We start from the raw sequence: 26,603 nt of genomic DNA on the forward strand, positions 1-26,603 counted from the left end.
AAAACGATACGCCAATTCAATATCCGTTAATCAATATTGCCTTTTCACTTTTAATCGTTCATTTTTACCCGGACTGAATTCAACAATCGTTAATTAATGGGGGATTAAATGGCGGAAATTTATCAGATCGATAATCTCGATCGCGGCATCCTCAACGCCCTGATGGACAATGCGCGCACACCGTACGCCGAACTGGCGAAAAACTTCGCCGTCAGCCCCGGCACCATTCACGTGCGGGTGGAGAAGATGAAACAGGCCGGGATCATCACCGGCGCGCGTATCGACGTCAGCCCCAAACAGCTGGGCTACGACGTGTGCTGCTTTATCGGCATCATATTAAAGAGCGCCAAGGACTACCCTTCGGCACTGAAGAAGCTGGAAAGCCTGGAAGAAGTGGTGGAAGCCTATTACACCACCGGCCACTACAGCGTCTTTATTAAAGTGATGTGCCGCTCGATCGACGCGTTGCAACAGGTACTTATCAACAAGATCCAGACCATCGACGAGATCCAGTCCACCGAAACGCTGATCTCGCTGCAGAACCCCATTATGCGCACCATCGTGCCGTAACCCGCCAAATTGCATACCCACATTATCCACAGGTAGATCCCAGCCGATTCACAGCGTACAATGCAGCCACTTTGAGTGAGAAGGTTGGGATCGTTGGTTCATGGCAGACATTACTCTGATCAGTGGCAGTACGCTTGGCAGCGCCGAATACGTGGCTGAACATTTGGCTGAAAAGCTGGAAGACGCCGGCTTCTCTACCGAGATGCTGCACGGCCCTGAACTGGATGAACTGCCGTTGAACGGCCGCTGGCTGGTGGTCTCTTCCACGCACGGTGCCGGCGAACTACCGGATAACCTTCAGCCGCTGTTGGAACAGATCGCTGAGCAGCAGCCGGATCTTTCCGAGGTGCAGTTCGGCGCCGTCGGTTTAGGCAGTTCGGAATATGACACCTTCTGCGGTGCGATCAAACAGATCGACGATCTATTGATCGCCAGAGGCGCTAAAAGGATCGGCGATCGTCTCGAGATCGACGTGACCGAGCATGAAATTCCCGAGGATCCGGCCGAGGAATGGGTAAAAAACTGGATTAATTTACTCTGATTCGTCTAAAGATCGCGCGAACGATTGTGGATAACTAAGCTTAAAAGCAGGGTAAAAGCCGTAGTTATCCCAATAACAACCGTAGTGCGCTTTTTGTCCTGTGCATAACAAGCCTTTTAGATCCCAGCTTATCTGCGTCGGGATCACCGATCATTCACAGCAAACGATCCTCCTTAATCTGCTGATCTTCATCGTGAATAGTCACTTATCCACAGAGGATCGCGATCCTAATAAGAGATCTAATAAAGAGATCTTTAAATAAAAAAGATCTTCTTTTAATTACCGACGATCCTGACCACTTGGTCGATCGTCTAAACTTGAGTAGAATCCCCGACCCCAGGGCAAATACGATCGTTCGCAATACGGCGAGGTGCAGTTCCATGTTTTATCCAGATCAATTTGACGTCATCATCATCGGTGGTGGCCATGCAGGTACCGAGGCCGCCATGGCCGCGGCGCGCATGGGACGTCAGACTTTATTATTGACACACAATATCGACACGCTGGGACAGATGTCCTGTAACCCGGCGATTGGCGGTATTGGTAAAGGGCATCTGGTTAAGGAAATTGATGCACTCGGCGGCCTGATGGCGACAGCGATCGACCACGCCGGCATCCAGTTTAGGATACTAAACGCCAGCAAAGGCCCTGCCGTTCGCGCCACTCGCGCTCAGGCGGATCGCGTGTTGTATCGCCAGGCTATCCGTACCGCGTTGGAGAACCAGCCCAATCTGATGATCTTCCAACAGCCGGTTGAGGATCTGATCGTCGAAAACGATCGCGTCGTGGGCGCCGTCACCCAAATGGGCCTGAAATTCCGCGCCAAAGCGGTGGTATTGACCGTAGGCACCTTCCTGGACGGCAAGATCCATATCGGCCTGGAAAATTACAGCGGCGGCCGCGCCGGGGATCCGCCTTCGATCTCGCTGTCTCAGCGTTTGCGTGAACTGCCGCTGCGCGTCAACCGTTTGAAAACCGGGACACCGCCACGCATCGACGCCCGCACTATCGATTTCAGCGTACTGGCGCCGCAACACGGCGATACGCCGGTGCCGGTATTCTCGTTCCTGGGCGATGCCAGCCAGCATCCGGAACAAATGGCGTGCTATATCACCCATACCAATGAAAAAACCCATGACGTGATCCGCAATAACCTCGATCGCAGCCCGATGTATGCCGGGATCATCGAAGGGATCGGCCCACGTTACTGCCCGTCGATCGAAGACAAGGTCATGCGTTTTGCCGATCGCAACGCGCACCAGATCTTCCTCGAGCCGGAAGGCCTGACCAGCAATGAGATTTACCCTAACGGGATCTCCACCAGCCTGCCGTTCGATGTGCAGATGCAGATCGTCCGTTCGATGGAAGGGATGCAAAACGCGCGTATTATTCGCCCTGGTTATGCTATCGAGTACGATTTCTTCGATCCGCGCGACCTGAAACCGACGCTGGAAAGCAAATTCATTCAGGGGCTGTTCTTTGCCGGTCAAATCAACGGCACCACCGGGTATGAAGAAGCCGCCGCACAGGGGCTGCTGGCCGGTCTGAACGCCGGTCGCTTCGCCGCCGAACAAGAAGGCTGGGCGCCACGTCGCGATCAGGCTTATCTCGGCGTGCTGGTGGACGACCTCAGCACCCTCGGCACCAAAGAACCGTACCGCATGTTTACCTCACGCGCCGAGTATCGTCTGATGCTGCGCGAAGACAACGCCGATCTCCGCCTGACGGAAAAAGGCCGTGAACTCGGCCTGGTGGACGACGTGCGTTGGGCGCGCTACAGCGAGAAGCTGGAGCGAATCGAACGTGAACGTCAGCGCCTGCGCGACATCTGGATGCACCCGCACGCCGAGAACGTCGAACAGGTCAATGCGTTGCTGAAAGCGCCGCTGTCACGCGAAGCAAACGGCGAAGAGCTGCTGCGCCGTCCGGAAATGGACTACGCGCAATTGACCGCTACCGAGGCCTTCGCGCCGCCGTTGGACGATGTACAAGCCGCCGAGCAGGTTGAGATCCAGGTCAAATACGAAGGCTACATCGCTCGCCAGCAGGAAGAGATCGAAAAACAGCAGCGCAACGAGAACACCGTGTTGCCGTTGGATCTCGACTACCGTCAGGTTTCGGGGTTGTCGAACGAAGTGATCGCCAAACTGAACGATCACAAACCGAACTCCATCGGCCAGGCTTCACGCATCTCCGGCATTACGCCGGCGGCGATCTCGATTTTGCTGATTTGGCTGAAAAAGCAGGGGCTGCTGCGCCGCAGCGCATAAATCCCGCATCCAGGCGGCCGTTTGCTCAACCCGTAGCCAAACGGCCGCTGACATCACCTGCGCGCTGAATTATCATAGGCGCCTCATTGCGCCAGCTAACCATCCGCTGGTCGTTCAGCGCCTGCCAGAGGATCCGTTGTGCAAAAAAAATTAGACTCGCTGCTCGCGGCAGCAGGCATTGAGCTGCCCGATCAGCAGAAACAGCAGCTGCTGGGCTATGTCGGCATGCTGGATAAGTGGAACAAGGCTTATAACCTCACGTCGGTGCGCGATCCGCAGCAAATGCTGGTGCGCCACATCCTCGACAGCATCGTGGTCAACCCGCATCTGCAGGGATCGCGTTTTATCGATGTCGGCACCGGCCCCGGTTTACCGGGCATTCCGCTGGCGATCGTGCGTCCGGATGCGCATTTCACGCTGCTCGACAGCCTGGGCAAGCGCGTGCGTTTCCTGCGCCAGGTGCAGCATGAACTGGGCCTGAACAATATCGAGCCGGTTCAGAGCCGCGTTGAAGCGTTTCCGGCCGAGCCGCCGTTCGACGGCGTGATCAGCCGGGCGTTCGCTTCGCTGCAGGATATGCTGTCTTGGTGCCATCACCTGCCGGCGAAAGGGCAGGGGCGTTTTTACGCATTGAAAGGCGTGCGCCCGGATGAAGAATTGGCGCACCTGCCGGAGGGCATTAGCCTGGAGTCTATCGTGCGGTTGCAGGTGCCTGAACTGGAAGGCGAACGCCATCTGGTGGTGCTTAAGGCAAACTGAGTTTGTTTTTGATCAAACAAGCGTGAATTAACGGTAGTACGGTGTGTAAAGGTAAGCAGGCTAATTAATTGGTCGCTTTTTTTAGTTAATTTACTTTCTATTAACACAAAAAACGCGGCTAATTAGCGACAATAGAGTAATTGCAATTAGAAATAGTCACGTTAGCAATCATGTGCGAAAGATTGGCCTTTGCTGCTAATGTTAATTGGCTGTTGGAATATTGCCCCGTTGCTTGTCAATAAAAGGTTTTCATCGGGTATACGGATTGTTTTTGAACAGTTAACTGATAATGTTTTGATTTATATAATCTTTTGATCGCTCAAATTGCTAAAGACGGTTTGATTGTCCATCGGCTATAAATCAGTGAAGGGCATTATTGTGATCGGCTTCGCGTTTCTAAACGCAACGCTGGAATAATCAGACAATTAAATGCGCCCTATTATTCCGACCGTTTTCTTGTGAAAATAGGCTGGAATAGGGAAATTTAAATAATTGTTCACCTTTTCGCTACTTATCGATTGAATTCGTTGGTATGCCCCGTATAATTTGCTCGTTTTTTGCTGCTTGACTCAGGACAGCAAAAACAGTTGTATACGTCACTCAGCATACCCCCTCTGGGGTACGGAGAGAACAAACGTCATGTCTGTGTCCCTTTACAGCGGGAAAGTCGCACGCAAACTGCTGTTTTTGCAGTTAATGACTTTTGTTCTGATCAGCGTTGCTTTCTGGCTGAAAAGCCCGGAATGGAGCGCTTCGGCGTTGGCAGGCGGTCTCGCCGCCTGGTTGCCGAGTGCAATGTTTATGCTGTTTGCCTTGCGCCATCAGGCGCAAACGCCGGCGCCCGGTAGGGTTGCCTGGTCGTTCGCCATCGGCGAGGGGCTAAAGGTCGTGATCACCATCGTTTTGCTGATCGTGGCGCTGGGGGTGTTCAAGGCGGAGTTTATACCGCTTGGCCTGACCTATTTAGCGGTGTTAGTGGTGCAGATAGTGGCACCGGCCGTGATTAACAGTTACCGAACTTAACTAAATAAGGGTAAGAGGCATCATGTCTGCAGGAGAAGTCTTGACTCCACAGGAGTATATCGGTCACCACCTGACGCAGCTTCAGGTCGGGACTGGGTTCTGGTCGATCAACATCGACTCGATGTTTTTCTCCGTCGTCCTCGGGGCGCTTTTCCTGGTGATCTTCCGCAAAGTGGCCAAAAACGCCACCAGCGGCGTGCCGGGTAAACTGCAAACCGCCGTGGAGCTGGTAGTCGGTTTCGTCGACAGCAGCGTGCGCGACATGTACCACGGCAAGAGCAAGGTGATTGCGCCGCTGGCGCTGACCGTGTTCGTCTGGGTGTTCCTGATGAACCTGATGGACTTGCTGCCCATCGACTTCCTGCCTTACGTTGGCGAACACATCCTCGGCCTGCCTGCGCTGCGCGTGGTGCCTACCGCCGACGTGAACGTCACGCTGTCGATGGCGCTGGGCGTGTTTATCCTGATTCTGTTCTATAGCATCAAAATGAAAGGCGTTGGCGGGTTCGTTAAAGAGTTGACCATGCAGCCGTTCAACCACCCTGTATTCATTCCTATCAACCTGATTCTTGAAGGTGTCAGCCTGCTGTCCAAACCTGTTTCACTGGGTCTGCGACTGTTCGGCAACATGTATGCGGGTGAGTTGATCTTCATCCTGATTGCCGGCCTGTTGCCGTGGTGGTCACAGTGGGTCCTGAGCTTGCCTTGGGCTATCTTCCACATCCTGATCATTACGCTTCAAGCCTTTATTTTCATGGTTCTGACGATCGTCTATCTGTCGATGGCATCTGAAGAGCACTGATTTTCTTAAAACACTTGCACTTTTAAACTGAAACAAACTGGAGACTGTCATGGAAAACCTGAGTATGGATCTGCTGTACATGGCTGCCGCTGTGATGATGGGTTTAGCGGCAATCGGTGCTGCGATCGGTATCGGCATCCTGGGTGGTAAATTCTTGGAAGGCGCTGCTCGTCAGCCTGACCTGATTCCTCTGCTGCGTACACAGTTCTTTATCGTTATGGGTCTGGTCGACGCCATCCCGATGATCGCTGTAGGTCTGGGTCTGTACGTGATGTTCGCCGTCGCGTAAGTAGAGCAACCCTCTACGACGTAACCAAACTATTAACTTTTAAAGAGGCATTGTGCTGTGAATCTTAACGCAACAATCCTCGGCCAGGCCATCGCGTTCGTTCTGTTTGTCTGGTTCTGCATGAAGTACGTATGGCCGCCGATCATGGCTGCCATCGAGAAACGTCAGAAAGAAATCGCTGACGGCCTCGCTTCTGCAGAGCGTGCCAAAAAAGATCTGGACTTAGCGCAAGCCAATGCGACCGACCAGCTGAAAACTGCCAAAGCAGAAGCTCAGGTGATCATCGAGCAAGCGAACAAACGCAAAGCTCAGATCATGGATGAAGCGAAAGCCGAAGCCGAGCAGGAACGTAACAAAATCGTGGCGCAGGCTCAGGCTGAGATCGAAGCCGAACGTAAGCGCGCTCGTGAAGAGTTGCGTAAGCAAGTCGCGATGCTGGCAATTGCCGGCGCCGAGAAGATCATCGAACGTTCCGTGGATGAAGCTGCTAACAGCGACATCGTTGATAAACTGGTCGCTGAACTGTAAGGAGGGAGGGGCTGATGTCTGAATTTGTAACTGTAGCTCGCCCCTACGCCAAAGCAGCTTTTGACTTTGCCGTTGAGCACCAAAGCGTAGAGCGCTGGCAGGACATGCTGGCGTTTGCGGCTGAAGTCACTCGCAATGAACAGATTTCTGAACTGCTGTCTGGCGCGGTTGCGCCAGAAACGCTGTCCAAGACGTTCATCGCGGTTTGTGGCGATCGGCTCGACGAACATGGCCAGAACTTTATCCGTGTAATGGCCGAAAATGGACGTTTACTGGTTCTTCCTGCCGTGCTGCAGCAGTTCATCGAACTGCGCGCCTCGCTGGAATCCACCGTCGAAGTCGAAGTGCTCTCTGCGAGCGCGCTGAGCGACGAACAGCAGGCGAAAATCGCCGCTGCGATGGAAAAACGTCTGTCACGCAAAGTTAAGCTGAATTGCAAAATTGACAAGTCTGTACTGGCCGGCATCGTTGTTCGCGCCGGCGATATGGTGATTGATGGCAGCGTTCGCGGTCGTCTTGAACGCCTGACAGACGTCTTGCAGTCTTAAGGGGACTGGAGCATGCAACTGAATTCCACCGAAATCAGCGAACTGATCAAGCAGCGCATTGCTCAGTTCAATGTAGTGAGCGAAGCTCACAATGAAGGTACTATCGTTTCCGTCAGCGACGGGATCATCCGCGTACACGGCCTGGCCGAAGTTATGCAGGGCGAAATGATCGCGCTGCCTGGCAACCGTTACGCAATCGCATTGAACCTGGAGCGCGACTCCGTTGGTGCCGTGGTCATGGGTCCGTACGCGGATCTGGCCGAAGGCATGAAGGTTAAATGCACCGGCCGTATCCTGGAAGTTCCAGTCGGTCGTGGTCTGCTGGGCCGCGTCGTTAACACCCTGGGCGCGCCAATCGACGGCAAAGGCCCGATTGAAAACGACGGTTTCTCTCCGGTAGAAGCGATCGCCCCAGGCGTTATCGAGCGTCAGTCCGTTGATCAGCCGGTTCAGACTGGCTACAAATCCGTTGACGCCATGATTCCAATCGGCCGCGGCCAGCGTGAGCTGGTGATCGGTGACCGTCAGACCGGTAAAACCGCGCTGGCGATCGATGCGATCATCAACCAACGCGACTCCGGCATCAAATGCGTTTACGTGGCTATCGGCCAGAAAGCGTCCACCATCGCTAACGTGGTGCGCAAACTGGAAGAGCACGGCGCACTGGCCAACACCATCGTGGTGGTGGCGACCGCTTCCGAATCCGCTGCACTGCAATACCTGGCGCCATACGCCGGTTGCGCAATGGGCGAATACTTCCGTGACCGCGGTGAAGATGCGCTGATCGTGTACGATGACCTGTCCAAACAGGCCGTTGCTTACCGCCAGATTTCCCTGCTGCTTCGTCGTCCGCCAGGTCGTGAAGCTTACCCAGGCGACGTATTCTACCTGCACTCCCGCTTGCTGGAGCGTGCAGCGCGCGTTAACGCCGAGTACGTTGAAGCCTTCACCAAAGGTGAAGTTAAAGGTAAAACCGGTTCACTGACCGCTCTGCCGATCATTGAAACCCAGGCGGGTGACGTTTCCGCGTTCGTTCCGACCAACGTAATCTCGATTACCGATGGTCAGATCTTCCTGGAATCCAACCTGTTCAACTCCGGTATTCGTCCGGCAGTTAACCCGGGTATCTCCGTATCCCGTGTTGGTGGCGCCGCGCAGACCAAGATCATGAAGAAACTGTCCGGTGGTATCCGTACCGCGCTGGCGCAGTATCGTGAACTGGCTGCGTTCTCCCAGTTCGCCTCCGATCTGGACGACGCGACCCGCAAACAGCTGAGCCACGGTCAGAAAGTGACCGAGCTGCTGAAACAGAAACAGTATGCGCCGATGTCGGTTGCACAACAGTCTCTGGTGCTGTTTGCCGCAGAACGCGGTTACCTGAACGACGTCGAAGTCGCCAAAGTGGTGAGCTTCGAAGCCGCGCTGGTGGCCTATGCGGACCGCGAGCACGCCGAACTGCTGAACCACATCAACCAAACTGGCAACTTCAATGATGAGATCGAGGGTAAGTTGAAAGACGTCCTCGAGACCTTCAAGAAAACCCAGTCCTGGTAACGCCGAACGGTCCTGCTGTTGAAAGACAGCAGGCCGTCTGGCACTGAGGAGAAGCAGAGATGGCCGGCGCAAAAGAGATACGTAGTAAGATCGCTAGCGTGCAAAACACGCAAAAGATCACTAAAGCGATGGAAATGGTCGCCGCCTCCAAAATGCGTAAATCGCAGGATCGCATGGCGGCCAGCCGTCCTTATGCAGAGACCATGCGCAAAGTGATTGGTCACCTTGCGTTAGGGAATCTGGAGTACAAGCACCCGTACCTGGATGAGCGTGACGTTAAGCGCGTTGGGTATCTGGTGGTGTCTACTGACCGTGGTCTCTGCGGCGGCTTGAACATCAACCTGTTCAAAAAGCTGCTGGCGGAGATGAAAGCCTGGTCCGAAAAAGGCGTCGAAACCGATTTGGCGCTGATTGGCTCTAAAGCGGCCTCTTTCTTTGGTTCCGTGGGCGGCAACGTGGTTGCCCAGGTGACCGGCATGGGGGATAAACCTTCCCTGTCGGATCTGATCGGGCCGGTGAAAGTGATGCTGCAGGCCTACGACGAAGGTCGTTTGGACAAGCTGTACATTGTCAGCAACAAATTTGTTAATACGATGTCCCAAGAGCCGCAGGTGCTTCAGCTGCTGCCGTTACCGCCAGCCGATGACGAAGAGCTGAAGAAAACGCCTTGGGATTACCTGTATGAACCGGATCCAAAAGTGCTGCTTGATACCTTGCTGCGCCGCTATGTGGAGTCGCAGGTTTATCAGGGCGTCGTGGAAAACCTGGCCAGCGAGCAGGCCGCACGAATGGTCGCGATGAAAGCCGCAACCGATAACGGCGGTAGCCTGATCAAAGAGCTGCAGTTGGTATACAACAAGGCGCGTCAGGCCAGCATCACTCAGGAACTCACCGAGATCGTTTCGGGAGCCTCCGCGGTTTAAGCTAGGTTTACGAATTACGTAGAGGATTCAAGATGGCTACTGGAAAGATTATCCAGGTAATCGGCGCCGTGGTGGACGTCGAGTTCCCTCAGGATGCCGTACCAAAAGTGTACGATGCCCTTGAGGTAGAAAACGGCACCGAAAAACTGGTGTTGGAAGTTCAGCAACAGCTGGGCGGTGGCGTGGTTCGCTGTATCGCAATGGGGACCTCCGACGGTCTGCGTCGCGGTCTGAAAGTGAACAACCTGGACCACCCGATTGAAGTGCCGGTGGGTAAAGCTACCCTGGGCCGTATCATGAACGTATTGGGTCAACCCATCGACATGAAAGGCGACATCGGCGAAGAAGAACGTTGGGCGATTCACCGCGCGGCGCCAAGCTACGAAGAGCTGTCCAGCTCCCAGGAACTGCTGGAAACCGGTATCAAGGTAATGGACCTGATTTGTCCATTCGCCAAGGGCGGTAAAGTCGGTCTGTTCGGCGGTGCGGGCGTAGGTAAAACCGTAAACATGATGGAGCTGATCCGTAACATCGCGATCGAGCACTCCGGTTATTCCGTGTTTGCGGGCGTGGGCGAGCGTACTCGTGAGGGTAACGACTTCTACCACGAAATGACCGACTCCAACGTTCTGGACAAAGTATCCCTGGTTTACGGCCAGATGAACGAGCCACCAGGTAACCGTCTGCGCGTTGCGCTGACCGGTCTGACCATGGCGGAGAAATTCCGTGACGAAGGCCGTGACGTTCTGCTGTTCGTTGACAACATCTACCGTTATACCCTGGCCGGTACCGAAGTGTCCGCACTTCTGGGCCGTATGCCATCCGCGGTAGGTTATCAGCCGACGCTGGCGGAAGAGATGGGCGTTCTGCAAGAACGTATCACCTCGACCAAGACCGGTTCCATCACTTCCGTACAGGCCGTTTACGTTCCTGCGGATGACTTGACTGACCCGTCTCCAGCCACCACCTTTGCGCACTTGGACGCAACCGTGGTACTGAGCCGTAACATCGCTTCTCTGGGTATCTACCCGGCCGTTGATCCGCTGGATTCTACCAGCCGTCAGCTGGATCCGCTGGTTGTTGGCCAGGAGCACTACGACGTAGCGCGTGGCGTGCAGTCCATTCTGCAACGCTACCAGGAACTGAAAGATATCATCGCGATCCTGGGTATGGACGAGCTGTCTGAAGAAGACAAACTGGTCGTATCCCGTGCGCGTAAGATCCAACGCTTCCTGTCTCAGCCGTTCTTCGTGGCAGAAGTCTTCACCGGTTCTCCGGGCAAGTTCGTATCGCTGAAAGACACCATCCGTGGTTTCAAAGGCATTATGGACGGCGACTATGACCACCTGCCGGAGCAGGCGTTCTACATGGTTGGCACCATTGAAGAAGCAGTGGAAAAAGCCAAGAAACTGTAACGCCTTGAGAGGAGGGTGATATGGCTATGACTTACCATCTGGATGTAGTCAGCGCGGAAAAACAGATGTTTTCCGGCCTGGTGCAGAAGATCCAGGTGACAGGCAGCGAAGGTGAACTGGGGATCTTCCCTGGCCATGCGCCGCTGCTGACTGCCATCAAGCCTGGCATGGTGCGTATTGTTAAGCAGCACGGTGAAGAAGAGTTCATCTACCTGTCCGGCGGCATCCTCGAGGTGCAGCCGAGCGTGGTTACCGTGCTGGCGGACACTGCTATCCGTGGTACTGACCTCGACGAAGCGAGAGCGTTGGAAGCTAAGCGTAAAGCTGAAGAACACATTCGCAGCTCTCATGGCGATGTCGACTATGCTCAGGCATCCGCTGAACTGGCGAAAGCGATCGCAAAACTGCGCGTTATCGAGCTCACCAGAAAAGCGATGTAATGTTTGGGTGCAGAGCACCCAACTTTAAGAAAGCGGCCTATAGGGTCGCTTTTTTTTTACTTTAAAATAAGCATTTCAGCCCGGCGTACAGAGTGGTGTATAACCCCTGATATCGGGAAAGAAACGTCGCCGATCGCCGACAGTTTTTTCGTCCCAGCGTCGAATTGGCCGCGATAGCGGCAGGCCAAGGCCCACGCGGCCTGCGCCGGGTTCGTGTAGAGAAATATGTAGTAATATCGCCGCTAAACGGTTTTACTTTCATCTATCAAAATGGAGTTATCAGGTTGCTTATGTCGAACAGCGCAATGAGCGTGGTTATCCTCGCCGCGGGCAAGGGAACACGCATGTATTCCGATCTTCCCAAGGTCTTACATCCGTTGGCCGGCAAGCCGATGGTGCAACACGTCATTGATGCCGCGATGAAACTGGGCGCGCAACATGTACACCTGGTATACGGCCACGGCGGCGATCTGCTGAAAAGCACGCTGACCGAGGGCGCGCTGAACTGGGTGCTGCAGGCCGAGCAATTGGGTACCGGCCATGCGATGCAGCAGGCGGCGCCGCATTTTGCCGACGATGAAGACGTATTGATGCTGTATGGCGACGTGCCGTTGATCTCCGTGGATACGCTGCAGCGCCTGTTGGAGGCCAAGCCGCAGGGCGGCATCGGCCTGCTGACGGTCAAGCTGGACGACCCGAGCGGCTATGGTCGCATCGTGCGCGAGCAGGGTGACGTGGTGGGCATCGTCGAACACAAGGACGCCAGCGAAGCGCAGCGTCAGATCAATGAGATCAATACCGGCATCCTGGTGGCGAATGGGCGCGATCTGAAGCGCTGGCTGGGGATGTTGAACAACGACAACGCACAGGGCGAGTTTTACATCACCGATATCATTGCGTTGGCGCATGCCGACGGCAAGAAAATCGAAGCCGTGCACCCATCGCGTTTGAGCGAAGTGGAAGGCGTGAACAACCGACTGCAGCTGGCGACCCTGGAGCGCGTGTTCCAGTCGGAACAGTCTGAAAAACTGCTGCTGGCCGGCGTAATGCTGTTGGATCCGGCGCGTTTCGACCTGCGCGGTGAACTTGTTCACGGCCGCGACATCACTATTGATGCGAATGTGATTATCGAAGGTCACGTCAAGCTGGGCGACCGGGTGAAAATCGGCGCCGGCTGCGTGCTGAAAAACTGCGTGATCGGTGATGACTGCGAGATCAGCCCTTACAGCGTACTGGAAGACAGCGTGCTGGAAGCCGACTGCACCGTGGGGCCGTTCGCCCGCCTGCGCCCTGGCGCGGAGCTGGCAACAGGGGCCCACGTCGGCAACTTCGTGGAAATGAAAAAGGCGCGTTTGGGCAAAGGCTCCAAGGCCGGTCACCTCAGCTACCTGGGCGATGCCGACATTGGCGATGACGTGAATATCGGCGCCGGCACCATCACCTGCAATTACGATGGCGCCAACAAGCACAAGACGCTGATCGGCGATGGCGTGTTCGTCGGTTCCGATACTCAGCTGGTGGCGCCGGTGTCGGTCGGCAAAGGCTCCACCATTGCCGCCGGTACCACGGTGACGCGAGATATCGCCGAAAACGAACTGGTGCTGAGCCGCGTCAAGCAGGTGCACATTCAGGGCTGGCAGCGCCCGGTGAAGAAGAAGTCATAGTGTGTTTTGCGTTGGGCTCCATTCACGAGCCCAATACAAAACATAATAACCCCCACCATCTACAGGCTCGGGGGACGCACGGTAAAACCGGCAAAAATCAGGTCAAGGCATCGAAAACGCCCATGAAAGGCGTTCATTAGGAATATAACTGAATGTGTGGAATTGTAGGCGCAGTAGCGCAACGTGATATCGCAGAAATTCTGCTGGAAGGTTTACGTCGTCTTGAGTACCGCGGTTACGACTCCGCCGGTCTGGCGGTGGTCGACGATCAAGGTAACGTCAGTCGCCTGCGTCGCGTAGGCAAGGTGCAAAAACTGGCCGAAGCGGCGGAGCAGACCGATCTGCACGGCGGCACCGGCATCGCTCACACCCGTTGGGCAACGCACGGTGAACCGACCGAGGCGAACGCGCACCCGCATGTTTCCGACTACATTACCGTGGTGCATAACGGCATCATCGAAAACCACGAGCCGCTGCGCGAACTGCTGATCGAACGCGGTTACCGCTTCAACTCTGAAACCGACACCGAAGTGATCGCGCACCTGGTGCACTGGGAACAGCTGCAGGGCGGTACGCTGCTCGACGTGGTTCAGCGCGTGATCCCACAGCTGCGCGGCGCTTACGGCACCGTGGTGATGGACAGCCGCGATCCGAGCGTATTGGTCGCGGCGCGCTCCGGCAGCCCGCTGGTTATCGGCCGCGGCGTCGGGGAAAACTTCATCGCTTCCGATCAGCTGGCGTTGCTGCCGGTCACCCGCCGCTTCATCTTCCTGGAAGAAGGCGATGTGGTGGAGGTGACTCGCCGCACCGTCAACATCTTCGACAAACAGGGTAACGCCATCGAGCGCCCTGAGATCGAGTCCCAGGTGCAGTATGACGCCGGCGACAAGGGCGCTTACCGCCACTACATGCAAAAAGAGATTTACGAACAGCCGCTGGCGCTGAAAAACACCCTGGAAGGGCGTTTCAGTCATGGCCAAATCAACCTGAGCGAGCTGGGCCCGCACGCCGACGAGCTGCTGGCCAAGGTGCAGCACGTGCAGATCATCGCCTGTGGGACTTCTTACCACTCCGGGATGGTGGCGCGTTACTGGTTCGAAGCGCTGGCCGGCGTGCCGTGCGATGTCGAGATCGCGTCCGAATTCCGTTACCGCAAATCGGCGGTGCGTCCGGGCAGCCTGATCATCACCCTGTCGCAGTCCGGCGAAACCGCCGACACGTTAGCGGCGCTGCGTCTGTCCAAAGAGCTGGGTTATCTCGGTTCGCTGGCCGTTTGTAACGTTGCGGGGTCTTCGCTGGTGCGCGAATCCGATCTGGCGCTGATGACCAAAGCGGGCACGGAAATCGGCGTTGCTTCGACCAAAGCCTTTACCACGCAGCTCACCGTGTTGTTGATGCTGGTGGCGCGCCTGGGCCGTCTGAAAGGCATGGCGGAAAGCGTGGAGCAGGAGATTGTGCACGGCCTGCAGGCGCTGCCGGCGCGTATTGAGCAGATGCTGTCGATGGATAAAGAGATCGAAGCGCTGGCGGAAGGTTTCTCGGACAAACATCATGCGCTGTTCCTCGGCCGCGGCGATCAGTACCCGATCGCCATGGAAGGGGCGCTGAAGCTGAAAGAGATCTCCTATATTCACGCTGAAGCTTATGCGGCGGGTGAGTTGAAACACGGCCCGCTGGCGCTGATCGACGCCGATATGCCGGTAATCGTGGTGGCGCCGAACAACGAACTGCTGGAAAAGCTGAAGTCCAACATTGAAGAAGTGCGCGCGCGCGGCGGTCAGCTGTACGTGTTCGCCGATCAGGACGCCGGCTTCGTCAGCAGCGAAGGCATGACCATCATTCCTCTGCCGCACGTTGAGGAAATCGTGGCGCCGATCTTCTACACCGTGCCGTTGCAGCTGCTGTCTTACCACGTGGCGCTGATCAAAGGCACCGACGTTGACCAGCCGCGCAACCTGGCGAAGTCTGTCACCGTAGAGTAATTTGCCGCAGGTAAACTGCAAAAGCCGGCCTTCGCGCCGGCTTTTTTCATGAGCGACCTTAAAGATGACAGCGCGACCGATTCGGCGATAAACATTGTCATATTCAAGCGGATAGGCTGTGCCCAAACGGTTTTTTTGTTGTTTGGCAATCGCGCTATTTTTGAGTTAATTGATTGATTTTTAAATAAACAAACCCCATTCAAACGCACTGTAATATAACTGTCATATTGCGTACATTTTTCTGTCACCAAACTGTCCTATTTTCCCTCCTGCAGCAATACTTACTCTGATTAAAACGACTCGACGTCGATTTTAAGTATCCCATTAGGAGGGATTATGAAACTGATGCGTACCACCGTCGCCAGTATTGTGGCAGCGACCTTCTCCCTGACCGCCGTGTCCGCGTTCGCTGCTGCCAGCCTGACCGGTGCAGGTGCGACATTCCCCGCTCCGGTTTACGCCAAGTGGGCAGATTCTTATCAGAAAGAAACCGGCAACAAAGTTAACTATCAGGGCATCGGCTCCTCTGGCGGCGTGAAGCAAATCGTGGCCAACACCGTTGACTTTGGCGCTTCCGACGCCCCGCTGTCTGACGACAAACTGGCGGCCGACGGCCTGTTCCAGTTCCCGACCGTGATCGGCGGCGTGGTGCTGGCTGTGAATATCCCGGGCATCAAATCCGGCGAACTGACGCTGGACGGTAAAACCCTGGGCGATATCTACCTGGGCAACGTCAAAAAGTGGAACGATCCGGCTATCACCAAGCTGAACCCAGGCGTGAAACTGCCTGACCAGAACATCGCCGTGGTGCGCCGCGCCGACGGTTCCGGCACCTCGTTCGTGTTTACCAGCTACCTGTCCAAGGTGAACGCGCAGTGGAAAGAGAAGATCGGCGCCGGTTCTACCGTTAACTGGCCGACCGGTCTGGGCGGCAAAGGCAACGACGGCATCGCCGCCTTCGTTCAGCGTCTGCCTGGCTCTATCGGCTACGTAGAATACGCTTACGCCAAGCAGAACAACCTGGCTTACACCAAGCTGGTGTCCGCCGACGGCAAACCGGTCAGCCCGACCGAAGAGAGCTTCAGCAACGCCGCCAAGGGTGCGGATTGGAGCAAAACCTTCGCTCAGGATCTGACTGACCAGAAAGGCGACAACGTGTGGCCAATCACCTCCACCACCTTCATCCTGGTGCATAAAGAGCAGAAAAACCCTGCTCAGGGCGCCGAAGTGCTGAAGTTCTTCGACTGGGCCTACAAAACCGGCGGCAAGCAGGCTAACGAACTGGATTACGCCACCCTGCCGAAAGAAGTGGTTGAGCAGGTGCGTGCGGCCTGGAAAACCAACGTAAAAGACAGTTCAGGTAAAGCGCTGTACTAACAACGCAGGGGCGCGGGTTCGCCGCGCCCCACACAGTTCTTCAGGCTCCGATCCCGGTTGGGGCTGCCAGGGTTCAAACAGAGAGTAATCTATGGCTGAGTACAAGCCGACCATCAAAGCACCGGGCAAAAACGGTGACATCATTTTTAGCGCGCTGGTGAGACTGGCTGCGCTGATTACCCTATTGTTGCTGGGTGGCATCATCGTTTCGCTGATCTTCGCCTCCTGGCCAAGCATGCAGAAATTCGGCTTCGCCTTCCTGTGGACCAAAGAGTGGGATGCGCCGGCGGAGCAGTTCGGCGCGCTGGTGCCTATCTACGGCACCGTGGTCACCTCGCTCATCGCGCTGATTATCGCCGTGCCGGTGAGTTTCGGCATCGCGCTGTTCCTGACCGAACTGGCGCCGAACTGGTTGAAGCGGCCGCTGGGCATCGCCATTGAGCTGCTGGCGGCCATCCCGAGCATCGTCTACGGCATGTGGGGCCTGTTCGTGTTCGCCCCGCTGTTCGCCGAATATTTCCAGACGCCGGTGGGCGACGTGCTGTCGGGCATTCCTATCGTCGGCGAGCTGTTCTCCGGCCCGGCCTTCGGCATCGGCATTCTGGCCGCCGGGGTTATCCTGGCTATCATGATCATTCCTTATATCGCCGCGGTGATGCGCGACGTGTTCGAACAGACGCCGGTAATGATGAAAGAGTCGGCCTACGGCATCGGCTGCACCACCTGGGAAGTCATCTGGCGCATCGTGCTGCCGTTCACCAAAAACGGCGTCATCGGCGGCGTGATGCTGGGTCTGGGCCGAGCGCTGGGGGAGACCATGGCGGTAACCTTTATCATCGGCAACACCTACCAGCTCGACAGCGCTTCGCTGTACATGCCGGGCAACAGCATCACCTCGGCGCTGGCCAACGAATTCGCCGAAGCCGAATCCGGCGTGCACACCGCCGCACTGATGGAGCTGGGCCTGATTCTGTTTGTTATCACCTTTATCGTGCTGGCGCTGTCGAAACTGATGATCATGCGTCTGGCCAAGAATGAGGGGCGTTAACATGGCGACGATGGATATGCAAAACGCAGTCGTTCTGGCGGAAAGCCGCCGCAAAATGCAGGCCTGGCGCCGGCAGAAAAACCGCCTCGCGCTGTTCCTGTCGATGGCGACCATGGCGTTCGGGCTGTTCTGGCTGATCTGGATCCTTATCGCCACCGTGACCAAAGGCTTCGACGGCATGTCGCTGGCGCTGTTCACCGAGATGACCCCGCCGCCGAACACCGCGGGCGGCGGCTTGGCCAACGCCATCGCCGGCAGCGGCCTGTTGATCCTGTGGGCGACCATTTTCGGCACGCCGCTGGGCATCATGGCCGGTATTTACCTGGCGGAATACGGACGTAAATCCTGGTTGGCGGAAGTGATCCGCTTTATCAACGATATTCTGTTGTCCGCACCGTCGATCGTGGTGGGCCTGTTCGTTTACACCATTGTGGTGGCGAAGATGGAACACTTCTCCGGTTGGGCCGGCATCGTGGCGCTGGCGCTGCTGCAGGTGCCGATCGTCATTCGCACCACCGAGAACATGCTGAAGCTGGTGCCGGATACGCTGCGCGAGGCCGCTTATGCGCTGGGCACGCCGAAATGGCGCATGATTTCCGCCATCACGCTGAAGGCGTCGGTGTCCGGCATCATCACCGGCGTGCTGCTGGCGATTGCGCGTATTGCGGGGGAAACGGCGCCGCTGCTGTTCACCTCGCTGTCGAACCAGTTCTGGAGCACCGACCTGATGCAGCCGATCGCCAACCTGCCGGTGACCATCTTCAAATTCGCCATGAGCCCGTTCGCCGAATGGCAACAGTTGGCCTGGGCCGGGGTGCTGTTAATCACCCTGTGCGTACTGTTACTGAATATCCTGGCGCGCGTGATTTTCGCCAAGAAAAAGCATTCATAAAATTTTGAGCGCCGCTTTGGCGGCGCTGATGAAAAGAGAGAAGTCTTGATGAGTATGGTTACTGACGCTTCCAGCAGCAAAATTCAGGTACGCGATCTGAACTTCTACTACGGCAAATTCCATGCGCTGAAGAACATCACGCTGGATATCGCCAAGAACAAGGTCACCGCGTTTATCGGCCCATCCGGCTGTGGCAAGTCCACCCTGCTGCGCACCTTCAACAAGATGTACCAGCTGTACCCGGAACAGCGTGCGGAAGGCGGCATTCTGCTGGACGGCCAGAACATCCTGACCGACAACTCGGATATCGCGCTGCTGCGCGCCAAGGTCGGCATGGTGTTCCAAAAGCCGACGCCGTTCCCGATGTCGATTTACGACAACATCGCCTTCGGCGTTCGCCTGTTTGAAAAGCTGTCGCGCGCCGATATGGACGAGCGCGTGCAGTGGGCGCTGACCAAAGCGGCGCTGTGGAACGAAACCAAGGACAAGCTGCACCAGAGCGGCTACAGCCTCTCCGGCGGCCAGCAGCAGCGTCTGTGCATCGCCCGCGGCATCGCCATTCGTCCGGAAGTGTTGTTGCTGGATGAGCCTTGCTCAGCGCTGGATCCGATCTCCACCGGCAAGATTGAAGAGCTGATCAGCGAGCTGAAGGCTGATTACACCGTGGTGATCGTGACGCACAACATGCAGCAGGCGGCGCGCTGTTCCGACTCTACCGCATTTATGTATCTGGGCGAGCTGATCGAGTTCAGTGATACTGATAACCTGTTCACTGCGCCGCAGAAAAAGCAGACTGAAGACTACATCACTGGCCGTTATGGTTGATAGGAAGCATCATGGATAACCTGAATTTAAACAAACACATTTCCGGCCAGTTCAACGCAGAGCTCGAGCATATCCGCACCCAGGTGCTGACCATGGGCGGGCTGGTGGAGCAGCAGCTGACCGACGCCATCACCGCGATGCACAATCAGGATGGCGAGCTGGCCAAGCGCGTGATCGAAGGCGACGCCAAGGTCAACATGATGGAAGTGGCGATCGACGAAGCCTGCGTGCGCATTATCGCCAAGCGCCAGCCGACCGCCAGCGATCTGCGTCTGGTGATGGCGATCATCAAAACCATTTCTGAGCTGGAACGCATCGGCGACGTGGCGGACAAGATCTGCCGCACCGCGCTGGAGAAGTTCTCGCACCAGCACCAGCCGCTGCTGGTCAGCCTGGAGTCGCTGGGGCGCCACACCGTGCAGATGCTGCACGACGTGCTGGACGCCTTCGCGCGCATGGATCTGGACGAAGCGATCCGTATTTACCGTGAAGATAAAAAGGTCGACCAGGAATACGAAGGCATCGTACGTCAGCTGATGACCTACATGATGGAAGATTCGCGCACCATTCCGAGCGTGCTGACCGCGCTGTTCTGCGCCCGTTCTATCGAGCGTATCGGCGATCGCTGCCAGAACATCTGCGAATTTATCTTCTATTTCGTCAAAGGACAGGATTTCCGTCATTTGGGCGGCGACGCCCTGGAAAAGCTGCTGTCTCCGGGCGGTAAAGACGAAAAAGACGACTAACCCTTTCCGGGTAATATCCTTCCAAGGCGCGGTTTCCCGCGCCTTTATTCCATCTTAAGCGCGTAAAGATAAAAAGGTTATAAATATAGCTTTTTATATTATTTCCTGACCTATGTGGCGCTTGCTAGCTTATCCGCCAGCAGGACATCAACCACTTAGGAGCTTTCTATGAAACATCGCGCTTTGGCCTTAACGTTGTTAGCCAGTCTGACCGGCCTCGCCGCCGGCGCCGCGCACGCGGACAAACTTGACGATATCAAGCAAGCCGGCGTGGTGCGCATCGCGGTGTTCGACAGCAACCCGCCGTTCGGCTACATCGATCCGCAGAGCAAGAAGCTGGTGGGCTACGATGTGGATGTCGCCGACGCGATCGGCAAAGCGCTGGGGGTGAAAGTGGAGCTGCGCGCCACCAACCCGGCCAACCGCATTCCGCTGCTGGTGTCGAAGAAGGTTGACCTGATTGCCGCCAACTTCACCATTACCGACGAGCGCGCCAAGGAAGTGAACTTCAGCGTGCCGTACTTCGCCACTGGCCAGAAATTCATCGCCCGCAAAGGCGTGTTGAAAACGCCGGAAGACATCAAGAAGCTGCGCATCGGCGCGGATAAGGGCACGGTGCAGGAAATCACCCTGCGCGAGCGTTTCCCAACGGCGAAAGTGATCTCCTACGATGATACCCCGCTGGCGTTCGTGGCGCTGCGTAACGGCAACGTGCAGGCGATCACTCAGGACGACGCCAAGCTGGTCGGCCTGCTCGGCAACCTGCCGGCGGCGCAAAAGGCGGAGTTTGAAATTTCGCCGTTCAGCCTGACCAAAGAGTATCAGGGCGTCGGCATTCCCAAGGGTGAAGATCGCCTGACCGCCGCGGTGAACGAGACGCTGATCAAGCTGGAAAAAGACGGCGAAGCGGTTAAGATTTACGATCGCTGGTTCGGGCCGGAAACCAAATCCGCTCAACCGCGCGGCGATTTCAAAATCGCGCCTTTGGATCAGCAACCAAAAGCCTGACTTAACCGCTTGCGGTGAGATAGGCACGGAGGGGCGCAGCTTGCTGCGCCCCTGATGCATTCTGCAAGACAAGGATTGAACATGAACCTGGACTGGCTGCTGGCGCCGCAATACCTGAGCTGGCTGTGGCACGGTTTTCTGCTGACGCTGTGGCTTTCCGCCTGTGCGGGGCTGGCGGCTACGCTGCTGGGCTTTGTGCTGGCGGCGATGCGCGACAGCAGCCTGCGGCCGTTGCGCTGGCTGGCGATGGGGTACAGTTCGCTGTTTCGCAATACGCCGCTGCTGGTGCAGCTGTTCTTCTGGTACTTCGCCGCCGGGCAGATCCTGCCGTCCGCCGCCATGCAGTGGCTGAACAGCGCCCATCAGGTTGGCCCGCTTGAGTGGCCGTCGTTCGAGTTTCTCGCCGGTTTCTTCGGCCTGACGCTGTACTCCACCGCCTTTATCGCCGAAGAGATCCGCTCCGGTATTCGCGGCGTCGCCGGCGGGCAGAAATATGCCGCTCAGGCGCTGGGGCTGACCAGCTGGCAGGCGATGCGCTATGTGGTGCTGCCGCAGGCGCTGAAAATCGCGCTGCCGCCGCTGCTGGGCCAATACATGAACGTGATCAAGAACTCGTCGTTGACCATGGCGATCGGCGTGGCCGAACTCTCTTACGCCTCGCGTCAGGTCGAAACCGAAACCCTGCGCACTTTCCAGGCGTTCGGCGTGGCGACGGTACTGTATATCGCCATCATCGCGCTGCTGGAAGGCTGGGGCATGTGGCGACAACAGCGTAAACCGCTGGGAGGGCATTGAGATGGATTTCAGCGTAATTCACGACAACCTGGGCTACCTGCTGTGGGGCACCTGGCCGGATGGGCCGCTGGGCGGCGCGGCGCTGACGTTGGCGATCAGTCTGATGGCCGGGGTCGCCTCGGCGGTGCTCGGCACCCTGCTCGGCGTGGCGCTGGCGATGTCGCGCGGCATCGCCGCCGGGCTGCTGGCGGCGGTGTTGGGCTTTTTCCGCGCCATTCCGGTCATCATGCTGATCTTCTGGACCTATTTCCTGTTGCCGATGGTGTTTGGCGTCGAGATCCCGGAAATCACCACCGTCGTGTGCGCGCTGGCGCTGATCGCCTCGGCCTATCTGGCCCATGCGGTGAAAGCCGGCATCGCCGCGATCGGCCCCGGTCAGTGGCAGGCCGGGCTTTCTCTGGGGCTGACCCGCTGGCAGACGCTGCGCATGATCGTGCTGCCGCAGGCGCTGCGCATGATGGTGCCGTCGTTCATCAACCAGTGGATTTCTCTGATCAAAGACACCTCGTTGGCTTATATCGTCGGCGTTGGCGAACTGACCTTCCTGGCGACCCAGGTCAACAACCGCAGCATGGTCTACCCGATGGAAGTCTTCCTGTTCGTGGCGCTGGTCTATTTCGTGTTCTGCCTGGCGCTCGATCTGCTGGCCAACGCGGTCAACCGCCGCTTCGGCGCGCAAACCCGCGGCCTGAAGCGCTCCTGGCGCTGGTGGCGCAACAAGCCGCCGTTGCCGGCCAGTTAATCGGCCGTCAGCCGCCAGCCGCGTTCGCGCCACAGCGCGGGCAATTGAGCCAGGTCGTCAAACGTTGTCACCAGCGGGTGGTCGATCGGCGGGTTATGCGGATCGGCGCAGAAGTAAAAGACCGGAATGCCGGCATTGATGCCGGCCTGCGCGCCGGCGGGCGAATCGTCCACCAGGATGCAGCGCGTCACCGGCACCTGCATCTGTTCGGCGGCGTGAAACACGATCGCCGGATCCGGCTTCCAGCGCTGAATGTCATAGCCGCTGAACAACCGGTCATCAAAATAAGGCAGCATGCCGGTCAGGCCGAGCGAGTGCTGCATCTTGCTGACCGGCCCGTTGGAGACGGTGCAGACTGGCACCGTCACCTGCGCCAGCAGCTCGCGGGCGCCGGCAATCTGTTGCAGTTCGCTGTCGAACAGCCGCGCCACTTCCTGCCGATACAGCGGCTCCAGCGTCTCTTTTGCCAGGTCAGTGCCCTGCTCGGCGTTGACCCGATCGATGATCTCGTACAGCTTCACCCCTTTGTATTTCTTGAATACCTCTTCCAGCGACAGATGAATGCCGTAGCGGGCGAACATATGGACATAGGCTTTGCTGCACAGCACTTCGCTGTCCACCAGCGTGCCGTCGCAGTCGAACAAAATGCAGTCAATCTGATTCATGCGGGACAGGTTCCTTCGGGTTAACGCCGCTGAGGCCGCTCAGCGATCACTTGATCAGGCTACGTGCCTTAAGATCGTGCAAAATCAGCGCGGCGACGTGTGAACACTGCGGCAGATCGCGGCTGTCGCACCACTTCAGCTCGGCGATTTCGGCGGCCGGCTGCAACTGCCCGGTAAAGTCGGCCTGGTAGCAACGAATGCACACCTGGGTGCCGTCCTGCTTGCCGTCCGCCGGGCCGGTGAACTCGCCGTAAAACGCGATGGATTGCGGCTGCAGCGCAACGGTCAGCTCTTCGTCGATTTCGCGGCACAGCGCCTGCTCATCGGTTTCACCCGCTTCGCGCTTTCCGCCCGGTACATAAAACAGCGTCTTGTTGTGCGAGCGCACCAGCGCCACTTTGTCATCTTTCAGCGCGATCAACGCGAGCTTATCGATAAGGGTCGAAGACATGCGGGTTCCTGTTTTTTAGCGGGTAGGGTAAGAGATGCGATAGGCCATTTTATCGGCCGTGTCGGCAAACGGCAACGCGGCGGGCTGTGATGGAGAATGAATGCCTGTAAATACAAGCCGTTGACGCGTTTAGCCGTAAAGACGGCGAAAAAAACCTGTGACCGGCGTCAAAAGCCCCATTTTTTGTTATAGGATAGCCGGCGACTGTCCATTCCCATTTTCGGAATTCTGATAATGACCAAACCAGTATCTGGCCTTGACGCTGAGCAAGGCTTGCTTGGGCGCGTGTTTAAACTCAAGCAACATGGCACGACGGCGCGTACGGAAACGATTGCCGGTATCACCACTTTCCTCACCATGGTGTATATCGTGTTCGTTAACCCGCAAATTTTGGGCGCGGCGGGCATGGATACCCAGGCGGTATTTGTCACCACCTGTTTGATCGCTGCCTTCGGCAGCATCTTTATGGGCCTGCTGGCGAACCTGCCGGTGGCGTTGGCGCCGGCGATGGGCCTGAACGCCTTCTTCGCCTTCGTGGTGGTCGGCGCGATGGGCATCTCCTGGCAGGTGGGCATGGGCGCCATCTTCTGGGGTGCGGTCGGCCTGCTGCTGCTGACCATTTTCCGCATTCGCTACTGGATGATCGCCAACATTCCGGTCAGCCTGCGGGTCGGCATCACCAGCGGCATCGGTCTGTTCATCGGCATGATGGGGCTGAAAAACGCCGGCATCGTGGTGGCCAACCCGGACACGCTGGTGACCATTGGCAGCCTGACCTCGCACAATGTGCTGCTGGGGGCGCTTGGCTTCTTCATCATCGCCGTGCTCTCTTCGCGCAACTTCCACGCGGCGGTGCTGGTATCGATCGTGGTCACTACCCTGATCGGCTGGATGCTGGGCGACGTGAAATACGGCGGCCTGTTCTCCTTGCCGCCGAGCATCACCTCGGTAGTGGGCCAGGTCGACGTGGCCGGCGCGCTGAACATCGGGCTGGCCGGGGTCATCTTCTCGTTTATGCTGGTGAACCTGTTCGACTCCTCCGGCACCCTGATCGGCGTCACCGATAAAGCCGGTTTGACCGACAATCAGGGCAAGTTCCCGCGCATGAAGCAGGCGCTGTACGTTGACAGCATCAGCTCGGTGGCCGGTTCGCTGGCGGGCACTTCTTCCGTAACCGCTTACATCGAAAGCTCATCCGGCGTCGCCGTGGGCGGCCGCACCGGTTTGACGGCGGTGGTCACCGGCCTGCTGTTCCTGCTGGTGATCTTCCTGTCGCCGCTGGCGGGTATGGTGCCGGCGTATGCCGCCGCCGGCGCGCTGATCTACGTCGGCGTGCTGATGACCTCCAGCCTGGCGCGGGTGAAATGGGACGATCTGACCGAAGCGGTACCGGCGTTTGTCACCGCGGTGATGATGCCGTTCAGCTTCTCGATCACCGAAGGCATTGCGCTCGGCTTTATCTCCTACTGCGTGATGAAGCTCGGTACCGGCCGCTGGCGTGAAATCAGCCCGTGCGTGGTGGTCGTGGCGCTGCTGTTCGTGCTGAAGATCGTTTTCGTCGACGGCCATTGACAGCCAAAGGGCCGACGTCCGTCGGCCCTGAAACCCTAGACTCCCGGCGTCGCATCCGGCGCCCGATCCAGCACCCATTGCAATGGCCGCCTGAAGCGCGCCTGCCAACTGCCGGCGGCATCCTCCCCCTGGGCGAAGTGCAGCGTTTGCACCTGATTATCCTCTCCGAACAGATTGGCGAAGTGCAACGCCAGCGCCTGCTCGCTGAAGTTCTGCCGATCGTAATACGCCATCACGATTTTCTTTTTCGCCGCCAGCGACTGCTGGGCCGGCTTGATCTCGCCGTTGGGGGCGATCAATAGCGCGCCGGCGTAAAACTGCGGGTACTTCGCGATCAGATTGGCGGCGTGCAGCGCACCCTGGCCGCGAGCGCTGAGATAAATCCGTTGGGGGTTCAGCTTTAACTGTGGAGCCAGCTGTTGCACCGTACGCTGAAGGGCGGCCTGGGTGCTCTCGTCGCTGTAATTCGACCAGCGGAAGCTGTTTTCCGACAACATCTGCGTGCCGTTGATCTCGATATAGGCCACGCCCATTTCGCCGAACAGCAGCCGTTCCTCGGGGCTGATGGCGGCGGCCTTGCCGTAGGTATGCAGGAAGATCACCGTTGGCCAACCTTCGGGCGGCGCTTCGCCGTCCGGTATCGCGTAGCTGGCTTTGCCTTCATAGCGGCGGGCGTGCTGCAGATAGCGCGCTTTGGTGGCGGCCAGAATGGATTGGTAGGTGGCGGAGTGCTGGATGCTGTTGAAGGCGTCGTCCTCCAGCAGATTGTAGTAGTACCACAGGCCGCGATCGGCGCTCAGCTGCAGATAGCGCTCCGCCAGCTCGGTTTGCCCTTTCTCCGCCGACGATACCGCCAGCTGGTAGGGGGCCCAGACGTTGCGGCCGTCTTCGCGCATCAGCGTCAGGTACAGCGACATGGCGCCCAGCTTTTTATCTTCCTGGTTTTGCGCGGATCGCGACAGTTGGGCGTTAAGCGCACTGTGCGCAGGCAGCTCCAGCGGCTCTTCACCGGCGGGATAACGCATGTCTGCGGCGAAAGCGGGACTGGTGATGGAAACGAAAAATAACGCTAAAATGAAAAAATACATGATGCTATGGCTTTAATTTCAATAAATTGGCGGACTTCATGTCCTGTTGGGGGGGGGGGGGGGGGGGGGGGGGGGGGGGGGGGGGG

General features: G+C 57.3%; 27 protein-coding genes. 24 read left to right on the forward strand and 3 right to left on the reverse strand.

Annotated elements, in window-relative coordinates:
• Positions 1–108: 108 nt before the first annotated feature.
• From asnC to ACJ8PE_RS22400, 23 genes are all read left to right on the forward strand, one after another.
• Complete coding sequence (asnC, locus tag ACJ8PE_RS22290) at positions 109–570, forward strand: transcriptional regulator AsnC (protein WP_004933786.1); 462 nt, start codon at positions 109–111, stop codon at positions 568–570.
• Between the two features lie 100 nt (positions 571–670).
• Entirely contained in the window at positions 671–1,111 is a 441-nt protein-coding gene (mioC, locus tag ACJ8PE_RS22295; protein ID WP_015379470.1) for an FMN-binding protein MioC, read from the forward strand.
• Between the two features lie 380 nt (positions 1,112–1,491).
• Complete coding sequence (gene mnmG / locus ACJ8PE_RS22300) at positions 1,492–3,381, forward strand: tRNA uridine-5-carboxymethylaminomethyl(34) synthesis enzyme MnmG (protein ID WP_033645158.1); 1,890 nt, start codon at positions 1,492–1,494, stop codon at positions 3,379–3,381.
• Positions 3,382–3,519: 138 nt separating this feature from the next.
• Positions 3,520–4,140, forward strand: coding sequence for a 16S rRNA (guanine(527)-N(7))-methyltransferase RsmG (gene rsmG / locus ACJ8PE_RS22305; RefSeq protein WP_197760417.1), 621 nt, complete (start codon positions 3,520–3,522; stop codon positions 4,138–4,140).
• A gap of 639 nt (positions 4,141–4,779) precedes the next feature.
• Positions 4,780–5,163, forward strand: a complete 384-nt coding sequence (gene atpI / locus ACJ8PE_RS22310) for a F0F1 ATP synthase subunit I (RefSeq protein WP_004933796.1) — start codon at positions 4,780–4,782, stop codon at positions 5,161–5,163.
• Positions 5,164–5,185: 22 nt separating this feature from the next.
• Positions 5,186–5,965 (forward strand): F0F1 ATP synthase subunit A, encoded by a 780-nt coding sequence (gene atpB / locus ACJ8PE_RS22315; RefSeq protein ID WP_015376132.1) that lies wholly within the window; start codon positions 5,186–5,188, stop codon positions 5,963–5,965.
• 49 nt (positions 5,966–6,014) lie between these two features.
• Positions 6,015–6,254: a F0F1 ATP synthase subunit C gene (atpE, locus tag ACJ8PE_RS22320; RefSeq protein WP_004093904.1), complete on the forward strand. Its 240-nt coding sequence runs from the start codon at positions 6,015–6,017 to the stop codon at positions 6,252–6,254.
• Positions 6,255–6,311: 57 nt separating this feature from the next.
• Positions 6,312–6,782: a F0F1 ATP synthase subunit B gene (gene atpF / locus ACJ8PE_RS22325; RefSeq protein WP_004933804.1), complete on the forward strand. Its 471-nt coding sequence runs from the start codon at positions 6,312–6,314 to the stop codon at positions 6,780–6,782.
• Positions 6,783–6,796: 14 nt separating this feature from the next.
• The gene (atpH, locus tag ACJ8PE_RS22330; protein WP_025160298.1) at positions 6,797–7,330 is read left to right on the forward strand and encodes a F0F1 ATP synthase subunit delta; all 534 of its coding nucleotides are present in this window, start codon (positions 6,797–6,799) and stop codon (positions 7,328–7,330) included.
• A 12-nt stretch (positions 7,331–7,342) separates the two neighbouring features.
• Positions 7,343–8,884, forward strand: a complete 1,542-nt coding sequence (gene atpA, locus ACJ8PE_RS22335; protein ID WP_033652328.1) for a F0F1 ATP synthase subunit alpha — start codon at positions 7,343–7,345, stop codon at positions 8,882–8,884.
• A gap of 59 nt (positions 8,885–8,943) precedes the next feature.
• Complete coding sequence (gene atpG, locus ACJ8PE_RS22340; RefSeq protein WP_004933811.1) at positions 8,944–9,807, forward strand: F0F1 ATP synthase subunit gamma; 864 nt, start codon at positions 8,944–8,946, stop codon at positions 9,805–9,807.
• A 32-nt stretch (positions 9,808–9,839) separates the two neighbouring features.
• Positions 9,840–11,222, forward strand: coding sequence for a F0F1 ATP synthase subunit beta (atpD, locus tag ACJ8PE_RS22345; protein ID WP_004933813.1), 1,383 nt, complete (start codon positions 9,840–9,842; stop codon positions 11,220–11,222).
• Positions 11,223–11,242: 20 nt separating this feature from the next.
• Positions 11,243–11,662, forward strand: coding sequence for a F0F1 ATP synthase subunit epsilon (locus tag ACJ8PE_RS22350; RefSeq protein WP_004933814.1), 420 nt, complete (start codon positions 11,243–11,245; stop codon positions 11,660–11,662).
• 290 nt (positions 11,663–11,952) lie between these two features.
• On the forward strand, positions 11,953–13,326 hold the full coding sequence (gene glmU, locus ACJ8PE_RS22355) for a bifunctional UDP-N-acetylglucosamine diphosphorylase/glucosamine-1-phosphate N-acetyltransferase GlmU (protein WP_197793678.1): 1,374 nt from the start codon (positions 11,953–11,955) through the stop codon (positions 13,324–13,326).
• A gap of 152 nt (positions 13,327–13,478) precedes the next feature.
• Positions 13,479–15,308, forward strand: coding sequence for a glutamine--fructose-6-phosphate transaminase (isomerizing) (gene glmS, locus ACJ8PE_RS22360; RefSeq protein WP_047026002.1), 1,830 nt, complete (start codon positions 13,479–13,481; stop codon positions 15,306–15,308).
• Positions 15,309–15,644: 336 nt separating this feature from the next.
• Entirely contained in the window at positions 15,645–16,685 is a 1,041-nt protein-coding gene (gene pstS, locus ACJ8PE_RS22365) for a phosphate ABC transporter substrate-binding protein PstS (protein WP_033645155.1), read from the forward strand.
• Positions 16,686–16,776: 91 nt separating this feature from the next.
• Positions 16,777–17,733 carry a phosphate ABC transporter permease PstC gene (pstC, locus tag ACJ8PE_RS22370; protein ID WP_016929615.1) on the forward strand — a complete coding sequence of 319 codons (957 nt, stop codon included), beginning with the start codon at positions 16,777–16,779 and terminating at the stop codon, positions 17,731–17,733.
• A 1-nt stretch (position 17,734) separates the two neighbouring features.
• A complete protein-coding gene (gene pstA / locus ACJ8PE_RS22375; RefSeq protein WP_019455481.1) occupies positions 17,735–18,625 on the forward strand; it encodes a phosphate ABC transporter permease PstA in 891 nt (296 codons plus the stop codon).
• Between the two features lie 54 nt (positions 18,626–18,679).
• Positions 18,680–19,450 carry a phosphate ABC transporter ATP-binding protein PstB gene (gene pstB, locus ACJ8PE_RS22380; RefSeq protein ID WP_016929614.1) on the forward strand — a complete coding sequence of 257 codons (771 nt, stop codon included), beginning with the start codon at positions 18,680–18,682 and terminating at the stop codon, positions 19,448–19,450.
• An 11-nt stretch (positions 19,451–19,461) separates the two neighbouring features.
• Entirely contained in the window at positions 19,462–20,196 is a 735-nt protein-coding gene (gene phoU, locus ACJ8PE_RS22385; protein ID WP_004933833.1) for a phosphate signaling complex protein PhoU, read from the forward strand.
• A 168-nt stretch (positions 20,197–20,364) separates the two neighbouring features.
• Positions 20,365–21,204 (forward strand): ABC transporter substrate-binding protein, encoded by an 840-nt coding sequence (locus tag ACJ8PE_RS22390; RefSeq protein ID WP_089181463.1) that lies wholly within the window; start codon positions 20,365–20,367, stop codon positions 21,202–21,204.
• Positions 21,205–21,285: 81 nt separating this feature from the next.
• The gene (locus ACJ8PE_RS22395) at positions 21,286–21,999 is read left to right on the forward strand and encodes an amino acid ABC transporter permease (RefSeq protein WP_197760415.1); all 714 of its coding nucleotides are present in this window, start codon (positions 21,286–21,288) and stop codon (positions 21,997–21,999) included.
• Position 22,000: 1 nt separating this feature from the next.
• A complete protein-coding gene (locus ACJ8PE_RS22400) occupies positions 22,001–22,741 on the forward strand; it encodes an amino acid ABC transporter permease (protein WP_033645153.1) in 741 nt (246 codons plus the stop codon).
• On the opposite strand, the gene yieH is transcribed toward ACJ8PE_RS22400, so the two are convergent.
• Positions 22,738–23,406 carry a 6-phosphogluconate phosphatase gene (yieH, locus tag ACJ8PE_RS22405; protein WP_004933845.1) on the reverse strand — a complete coding sequence of 223 codons (669 nt, stop codon included), beginning with the start codon at positions 23,404–23,406 and terminating at the stop codon, positions 22,738–22,740. The genes ACJ8PE_RS22400 and yieH overlap by 4 nt on opposite strands.
• Positions 23,407–23,452: 46 nt before the next feature.
• Positions 23,453–23,857 carry an NUDIX hydrolase gene (locus ACJ8PE_RS22410; protein WP_197793676.1) on the reverse strand — a complete coding sequence of 135 codons (405 nt, stop codon included), beginning with the start codon at positions 23,855–23,857 and terminating at the stop codon, positions 23,453–23,455.
• 234 nt (positions 23,858–24,091) lie between these two features.
• On the opposite strand from ACJ8PE_RS22410, the gene ACJ8PE_RS22415 reads away from it, so the two are divergent.
• Positions 24,092–25,429, forward strand: coding sequence for an NCS2 family permease (locus tag ACJ8PE_RS22415; RefSeq protein ID WP_004933851.1), 1,338 nt, complete (start codon positions 24,092–24,094; stop codon positions 25,427–25,429).
• 35 nt (positions 25,430–25,464) lie between these two features.
• Here ACJ8PE_RS22415 and ACJ8PE_RS22420 read toward each other — a convergent pair whose 3' ends face one another.
• Positions 25,465–26,517 (reverse strand): hypothetical protein, encoded by a 1,053-nt coding sequence (locus ACJ8PE_RS22420; protein WP_033645149.1) that lies wholly within the window; start codon positions 26,515–26,517, stop codon positions 25,465–25,467.
• Positions 26,518–26,603 lie beyond the last annotated feature (86 nt).

The organism is Serratia sp. CY74737, assembly GCF_052166775.1.
GTDB classification, from domain to species: domain Bacteria; phylum Pseudomonadota; class Gammaproteobacteria; order Enterobacterales; family Enterobacteriaceae; genus Serratia; species Serratia ureilytica.

Bases quoted from the DNA above. Each gene is read 5' to 3' on its own strand.
- glmU (WP_197793678.1), top strand. From the start codon at position 11,953: ATGTCGAACAGCGCAATGAGCGTGGTTATCCTCGCCGCGGGCAAGGGA.
- atpG (WP_004933811.1), top strand. From the start codon at position 8,944: ATGGCCGGCGCAAAAGAGATACGTAGTAAGATCGCTAGCGTGCAAAAC.
- glmS (WP_047026002.1), top strand. From the start codon at position 13,479: ATGTGTGGAATTGTAGGCGCAGTAGCGCAACGTGATATCGCAGAAATT.
- phoU (WP_004933833.1), top strand. From the start codon at position 19,462: ATGGATAACCTGAATTTAAACAAACACATTTCCGGCCAGTTCAACGCA.
- yieH (WP_004933845.1), bottom strand. From the start codon at position 23,406: ATGAATCAGATTGACTGCATTTTGTTCGACTGCGACGGCACGCTGGTG.
- ACJ8PE_RS22415 (WP_004933851.1), top strand. From the start codon at position 24,092: ATGACCAAACCAGTATCTGGCCTTGACGCTGAGCAAGGCTTGCTTGGG.
- ACJ8PE_RS22400 (WP_033645153.1), top strand. From the start codon at position 22,001: ATGGATTTCAGCGTAATTCACGACAACCTGGGCTACCTGCTGTGGGGC.
- atpI (WP_004933796.1), top strand. From the start codon at position 4,780: ATGTCTGTGTCCCTTTACAGCGGGAAAGTCGCACGCAAACTGCTGTTT.
- ACJ8PE_RS22420 (WP_033645149.1), bottom strand. From the start codon at position 26,517: ATGTATTTTTTCATTTTAGCGTTATTTTTCGTTTCCATCACCAGTCCC.
- atpA (WP_033652328.1), top strand. From the start codon at position 7,343: ATGCAACTGAATTCCACCGAAATCAGCGAACTGATCAAGCAGCGCATT.
- atpB (WP_015376132.1), top strand. From the start codon at position 5,186: ATGTCTGCAGGAGAAGTCTTGACTCCACAGGAGTATATCGGTCACCAC.
- ACJ8PE_RS22390 (WP_089181463.1), top strand. From the start codon at position 20,365: ATGAAACATCGCGCTTTGGCCTTAACGTTGTTAGCCAGTCTGACCGGC.
- pstS (WP_033645155.1), top strand. From the start codon at position 15,645: ATGAAACTGATGCGTACCACCGTCGCCAGTATTGTGGCAGCGACCTTC.
- pstC (WP_016929615.1), top strand. From the start codon at position 16,777: ATGGCTGAGTACAAGCCGACCATCAAAGCACCGGGCAAAAACGGTGAC.
- ACJ8PE_RS22410 (WP_197793676.1), bottom strand. From the start codon at position 23,857: ATGTCTTCGACCCTTATCGATAAGCTCGCGTTGATCGCGCTGAAAGAT.
- asnC (WP_004933786.1), top strand. From the start codon at position 109: ATGGCGGAAATTTATCAGATCGATAATCTCGATCGCGGCATCCTCAAC.
- pstB (WP_016929614.1), top strand. From the start codon at position 18,680: ATGGTTACTGACGCTTCCAGCAGCAAAATTCAGGTACGCGATCTGAAC.
- atpE (WP_004093904.1), top strand. From the start codon at position 6,015: ATGGAAAACCTGAGTATGGATCTGCTGTACATGGCTGCCGCTGTGATG.
- ACJ8PE_RS22350 (WP_004933814.1), top strand. From the start codon at position 11,243: ATGGCTATGACTTACCATCTGGATGTAGTCAGCGCGGAAAAACAGATG.
- pstA (WP_019455481.1), top strand. From the start codon at position 17,735: ATGGCGACGATGGATATGCAAAACGCAGTCGTTCTGGCGGAAAGCCGC.
- mnmG (WP_033645158.1), top strand. From the start codon at position 1,492: ATGTTTTATCCAGATCAATTTGACGTCATCATCATCGGTGGTGGCCAT.
- mioC (WP_015379470.1), top strand. From the start codon at position 671: ATGGCAGACATTACTCTGATCAGTGGCAGTACGCTTGGCAGCGCCGAA.
- atpH (WP_025160298.1), top strand. From the start codon at position 6,797: ATGTCTGAATTTGTAACTGTAGCTCGCCCCTACGCCAAAGCAGCTTTT.
- ACJ8PE_RS22395 (WP_197760415.1), top strand. From the start codon at position 21,286: ATGAACCTGGACTGGCTGCTGGCGCCGCAATACCTGAGCTGGCTGTGG.
- atpD (WP_004933813.1), top strand. From the start codon at position 9,840: ATGGCTACTGGAAAGATTATCCAGGTAATCGGCGCCGTGGTGGACGTC.